At 45.5% G+C, this 6,545-nt stretch carries 4 protein-coding genes and 1 pseudogene; all 5 read right to left on the bottom strand.

Features of this window, described 5'->3' with window-relative positions; translation table 11 throughout:
• A partial coding sequence (locus VIN08_RS06955) for a hypothetical protein (protein WP_331962246.1) occupies nucleotides 1-274 on the bottom strand: 274 nt, incomplete at its 3' end.
• Nucleotides 275-476: 202 nt separating this feature from the next.
• Nucleotides 477-1,655: an efflux RND transporter periplasmic adaptor subunit gene (locus VIN08_RS06950; RefSeq protein WP_331962243.1), complete on the bottom strand. Its 1,179-nt coding sequence runs from the start codon at nucleotides 1,653-1,655 to the stop codon at nucleotides 477-479.
• Between the two features lies 1 nt (nucleotide 1,656).
• Nucleotides 1,657-2,943, bottom strand: coding sequence for an efflux RND transporter periplasmic adaptor subunit (locus tag VIN08_RS06945; protein WP_331962240.1), 1,287 nt, complete (start codon nucleotides 2,941-2,943; stop codon nucleotides 1,657-1,659).
• The gene (locus VIN08_RS06940) at nucleotides 2,921-4,135 is read right to left on the bottom strand and encodes a TolC family protein (RefSeq protein WP_331962237.1); all 1,215 of its coding nucleotides are present in this window, start codon (nucleotides 4,133-4,135) and stop codon (nucleotides 2,921-2,923) included. Before VIN08_RS06940 ends, VIN08_RS06945 begins: the two co-directional genes overlap by 23 nt.
• An 82-nt stretch (nucleotides 4,136-4,217) precedes the next feature.
• Nucleotides 4,218-6,545 (bottom strand): annotated as a pseudogene (locus VIN08_RS06935) (efflux RND transporter permease subunit); the annotation flags it as partial.

Genomic DNA, 6,545 nt, shown 5'->3' with positions numbered 1-6,545 from the left:
GAACCTTTGCATCATCAGACGCTACAAATGCATCTTTCAATGCAAGGTATGCAGTATATACCGCTGCCAGTTGTTGCTGGAAAACTTTGTCAACATCAAACTGAGGCTTGCCTGCATCACTCGTTGTTGCAACAGAATCAGAGGCGGCCGCTGCTGTATCTTCCGCTTCATGATCATGACCTTCATGATGATGTTCTCTCTTGCCAGAACAATTACTCAGCGCAAATGCCGATGCTGCTACCAGCAACGCGATAAAAATGGATTTTGTTTTCATGTTATAAAGTTAATAGTTATCTGTTACAAGTTATTTGTGAGTGCGAGTTAACGTGTGCATGTATACTTCAACATTCGTTGATCGATATTTGACCACCATTAATCGTCATCAGTTAATCGTTAATCATGATGTATTTCCCAATCTTTCAATTTTCCAATCTTCCAATTTTCTAATCTTCCAATTTTTTTCAATCTTCCAATCCCTATCCTCCTCTCTTCAACACCATCTCCGAATATAGCAGGTACGCTCCCGTTACCACCACCGTATCGCCAGCTTGTAAGCCCTCGGTAATTTGTACTTTGTCAAAATCTTCTATACCGGTTTTTACTGTGCGTTGCTCAAATGTATTGCTGCCGCTTTGAATATATACATGCGTTCCTTTGCCATCGCGTATCACAGCATCGGTGGGTAATGCGAGTGATTCCTGCGAAGCGTTGGTAAGCAGCACCTGCGCCTGCATACCAGGTACATACTGATGCTCCGTATTTTTTAACTCAGCGCGCATCACGATGATCTGTGTGTTGGCTCTATACTCCGGACTCAGGAATGTTACCGTAGCCTCAATAGGTATATTTTCAAAACCACTGATGCGTACACGAACTTTGTCGCCCATGCGAATATGAGTAGTCTCCTGCGGATATAGTTCGGCTGCTACCCAAAGGCGATCAGTGTTTTCAATTTTATAGAGAGGCGATCCTTCTGCTAGATATTGTCCTTCGGTAACATTGATCTCTGTAACAATGCCTCCTGCTGGGGCGATAAATGTTATACGCGATTGTGGTGATTTTGCCTGGGCCAGCGCTGCAATCTGTCGCGCGGTAAGACCATAGAGTAACAGCTTTCGCTCTGATGCTTTCAGAAATGATTCATAACGTGGTTCCTGTTTACCCAGTGTTTCAAATTGTTCCTTGGCAAGTAAATATTCGCGTTGCAGTGTAAGTAAATTTTCACTGTATAATTCATACAAGGGTTCTCCTGCTTTTACGGTGCGACCGGTTTCTTTAATGAACAAGCGCTCGATCCTTCCGGCTGCGCGACTGCTGATTACTTCGCTTAGTGATTCATCAACCGCCAGCTTCGCATAGATGATGGAGGTTTCACCAACGCTTTGTGCGGATACCCGTTCCGTTGTAATGTTAGCCAGTTTCAGTTGTGTATCGTTCAGCATAATGCGCTGGCTCGCGACCTGACTTATGGGCACGAGGTCCATGCCGCAGATCGGACACGAGCCCGGTGCATCGCGAATGATCTGTGGATGCATAGGGCAGGTATATTTCTCTGCCAGTGCATGCTGATGTTCATGTGCTGTTTGGTTACTTTCTTTCTGCTGGCAGTTCCAGAGAAGTAAAGCTGCGATCGATATATAGATCAGTGCTCGCATGTTATTCTTTTGTTTTAATGAAACTCTCACTATCTACCAGGTATTGTGCATGGGCGGCAACTATATCAGACGATGATACTCCCTTTACAGAGACCATGGTATTGGTAGCTATACCGGTTGTTACTTTTCGAGGTTTGAATATGCCGCTGGTCTCAATGAATACTACTTTGTTTAATCCAAGATCAACCACCGCTTCTTTCGGTAACCAAAATCCTTCTGCTTCCGGTAATGTAACAGAAGCTTGCACCAATTGGCCAACCGCCAATCCTTCAGCATGTGGTATATATACTCGAACTTTCATAAAGGCCTGATCCTGATCGAAGAATGGTTGAATGAAATCTATAGTAGCTTTTTGCCCGGGGCCGGAACCGGTGTTCAGTAAAACGACATCACCTTTTTTTATAATGCCGACATCACCCACCGGTATATTTACCTCGATGCGCAGTGCTGAAGTATTTACCACCGTGAATAATGTTTGTCCGGTAGTAACGTAACTTCCTTCGCGTATAGGAGATGTACTCGCACTGGTGCCTGAAGATGTTGAGGCACTTGCAGTACTTCCGCTCATAGAGCTTCCTCCCATACCGCCATCTACAGGTATACTTGCCGCAGATGCACTGATAGCAGGAGCGGCATTGCCTGGAGTAATGATATAACCACTGTACGGACTATATACCGTGAAAGTCTGTGGTGGCTCTTGCCTGCTGGATAGTGCCTCGACTTGCTGCGCAGTCATGCCCAGTAAGTATAACTTCTGTTTAGCTGATTCGATGAGCGTTGTGTTGTTTGCATCCTGGCGTAGCAGGTATAAATATTCCCGTTGTGCCGTGAGCAATTCCGGGCTATAGATCTCGGCAATCGCCTGTCCTTTCTGCACAGATTGAAGAGTATATTTGATGTATACCTTCTCCAGTCGTCCGCCAACGCGTGCCGGTATATTGTACGTATAGCGCATGTCATACGTAACAATACCTTGCGCAGAAAGTGTTACCGATAATTTTTTATGCTCGCCTTTTACTGTTTTGATATCAGTAATAACAACTTCATTGGGCGACTTGGTGCGTTGTGCCAGATCGGCCGTGATCTTTACTTCTTCACCTTCGCGTGCTTTGCGCACCAGGTCCATGCCGCACACCGGGCACGTGCCGGGTTTGTCAGATACAACAGTGGGGTGCATCGGGCATGTATAGGTGTCGTGGTGCGCTGTCTCCTTTTGTCCGCAGGCAGAAAGTAACAGCGCTATAACCAGTATACTATATATCAGTTTATTTTTCCAGCTCTTTCTCATAGCGAACAATCATGGTGTAATATTCTTCCAGTTTAGTCACGTATTCCATCTGGGCCATGTTCATGGCTTCCCAGCTATCAATTACTTCCGGCAGCTGGCCACGATTCTCTTCGTACGCCAGCATCGTGGTTTCATAATTCCTGCGCAGCGCAGGTATAATTTTGTCGTGGTAGTTATTTAGCTGGCGCTTCATGTTGGTAAGTTGTGATGCCATACCGGCCAGCATGCCACGTGCTTCAATAAGTATAGCTTCGCGTCCTTTTTTCATGGCTGCTATATCATATTGCATCCCTTTTACTTCTGCCTTATACATTTTAGACGACCACGGTGCTATAGGTATAGATACCATAGCCATGGCGGTAAATTGTGTAGGCATATTACCAATAGGCTGCATGTGATCGAACCGTATTTTAAAATCGGGCTTGGCCTGGTATTGCTGCAACTGCTGATTGAGCCGCATCACTTCGATAGTCTTGTCGATCTGTTTGATGTCGCTGCGATTCGCACCCAGCGAAGCGGTATCGTAGACCATTGTATTCGGTTCAAAATTTATTACAGTAGTAGTATCTACGGTAACAGAATCGGAAGCCGGTATATTCATCAGCGTTTTCAGGCGATAACTTTTTTCTTCGATGGAAGCACGTGTCATCAGCAGCATATTCTGCACTTCATTCAAACGGCCTTCTGTTTTATATATATACCCAAGACTTCCCTGGTTGTATGGATACCGGATCTTCGCGAGCTTCAGCATCAGGTCAACAATGTGTTCATTCTCTTTCAGTATCGCAATCTTCTGCAGGTCAGCCAGCCATTGATAGTAAAGTGTTTTTGCTTCCGCCCGCAGGGAATTGTATTGGTAGGATCGTGCCTGCTGTTGCACGCTTGCCTTTGACTGTAAATAGTTTTTGTTCGCATTCAGCTTGGCCGGATTCGGAATCTGTTGTTCAACAGAGATCATCACCGAACCTTTATCACGCTCGTCCATTAATCGCTGTCCCGGATACGGAGTCATAAATGTACCAGCGCCTACCATCGGTGCCATCCAGCTTTTTGCTCCCGCAGTATAGGCATTAAGCGCCTGCACTTTTTGGTCGTACTCCTGCAACATTGGATTTTGTTTATCGATCCGGTATAGCACCGTATCCAGACTAAGCACCTGCGCGTGTACCACCCCCGTTGTAAAAATACCCACAAGCAAAACCTTAAACCTCAAACCAGGAACGGTGAACGTTAAACCCTGAACCCTGAACCTTAAACTTTGAGCTTTACGCTCTCTACTTACTCTCATATACTTCCAGTTTACCGAACTTTCGTAATTCATATTCTTTCGTCATCAAAAAGATGAGCGGTGTTACCAACAGAATGTGTGTAGAAGAAGTAATAACACCACCGATCATCGGTAACACGATAGGCTGCATCACATCGCTGCCCACTCCGGTTGACCACAATACCGGTATCAATCCGAATAATGCTACGCACACCGTCATGATCTTTGGGCGAAGGCGTTTGGCTGCACCGTGAATAACATATTCCCGTAACATTTCTCGCGATATAGTCTCACGTGAGTTGCCGTGCTGTTTAACTAACTCCCGCATGGCATCGTTCAGGTATATTACCATTACCACACCGGTTTCTACTGCTATACCAAACAGCGCTATAAATCCCACCGCTACTGCTACCGACAGATTTACACCATAGAAATATACCATGTAGGCTCCACCGATAAGGGCAAAGGGAATGGTAATAAGACTGAGGAACGCTTCGCGAATGGAATGAAACGCGAGGTATAGCGAGATAAAAATGATGAGCAGCACTACCGGTAAAATAATCAACAGTGTATGGCGACTGCGAATGAGATTTTCATATTGTCCGCTCCATTCCAGGTAATAGCCGGGCGGTAGTGTACCCTGTCCGTTGTTTAGCGTCTCCATGGCTTCTTTTACGGTGCTGCCTAGATCACGATCGCGCACATTGAAAAGTACAGCGCCCCGAAGCATGGCATTTTCGGAAGTGATCATGGGCGGGCCGTCTTCAAAGTATATATCGGCTACTGATGATAAGGGTATAGTTCCCAGGGCAGGTGTCTTTACCGGTATACGCTTTAGTTGCGATAAACTGTTCCTATAGTCTTGAGCGAGACGTACGCTAATCGTAAACCGCTGGCGCCCTTCTATCGTCTGGCCGATCGGTGTGCCGCCTATAGCAGACTCTACAATCATGTTCACATCATTTACCGTAAGTCCATAGCGACCGAGTGCTTCGCGATTGATATTTACCGTAAGATATTTCCCACCGGTGATCGGATCGACATACAGATCTTTTACACCGGGCACTTCTGCGAGTGATTTTTTAATACGTTCGGATACAGCTTTGATACTGTCGAGATTTTGTCCGTATACTTTTATACCTACATCAGTGCGTATACCGGTGGCCAACATGTTGATGCGATTAATAATCGGTTGTGTCCAGCCGTTTACTACACCGGGTATCTGCATCTTGGCGTCAAGCTCGTTGATGATATCTTTCTTGGTTATACCCTCACGCCATTCGGATTTCGGTTTCAGCAGTATAATGGTTTCGATCATACTGATCGGTGAATTATCGGTAGCCGTATTGGCGCGACCGGCTTTACCCAATACTTTATCTACTTCAGGAACCGACTTGATGATCTTGTCTTGTACCTGCAGAATACGTTTTACTTCTTCGTTGGATATATCCGGCAGTGTTACCGGCATAAAGAGAATAGATTGCTCATCGAGCGGTGGCATAAACTCGCTGCCCAAACTGAATAGTAAAGGAATGCTTACTGCGAGCGCAAGAACGTTTAGCCCAAGCGTTGTTTTGCGCCACTTCATGCACGTACGGATTATGGGCTCATATACTCTCTCCAACAGGCGGTTGATGGGATTATGATTTTCACCGCGGAATTTTCCTTTCATAAAAAAAGAAAGAAGTACGGGCGCCAGTGTAACAACCAGTATAGCATCTACAATCAGTATAAACGTTTTGGTATAGGCCAGCGGATGGAAGAGTTTGCCTTCCTGACCGGTAAGCATGAACACGGGCAGAAATGATGTGATGATGATTACCGTGGAGTAAAAGACACCACGTGACACCTGTCGTGAAGAATGCTCGATAATATCGAGTCGCTCGGCTTCATCGATCTGCGTATGAGGGTTGCGTGAAAATAACTTTCGAAGCATAATGTTTTACTTTTCGGTTTCCGGGTTCAGTTCATGGAAGCGATGTGACAAATTCTTGTAAGCGTTCTCCGACATGATAATGCCGTTATCGACAATAACGCCTATAGCGAGGGCTATACCGGTAAGCGACATGATGTTGGAAGATATCCCGAATGCATTCAATAAAATGAAACTGGTAGCCAGTGTGATCGGTATCTGGATAATAATGCTGATCGCGCTGCGCCAATGCAGCAGGAAGAGAATTACCACAAGCGAAACGACAATCATCTCTTCGATAAGTGTTTTCTGGATAGAGGAAACAGACTCTTCAATGAGGTGGCTGCGATCGTATACTATATCAAATTTTACTCCTTCCGGAAATCCTTTTGCTACATCCTGCATCTTGACTTTAATTGCGCG

The organism is Ohtaekwangia sp. (assembly GCF_036568665.1).
In the GTDB taxonomy this organism is placed as follows: domain Bacteria; phylum Bacteroidota; class Bacteroidia; order Cytophagales; family Cyclobacteriaceae; genus Ohtaekwangia.
The sequence above is the reverse complement of the archived record's forward strand: the minus strand, read 5'-3'. Positions and strand labels throughout refer to the sequence as shown.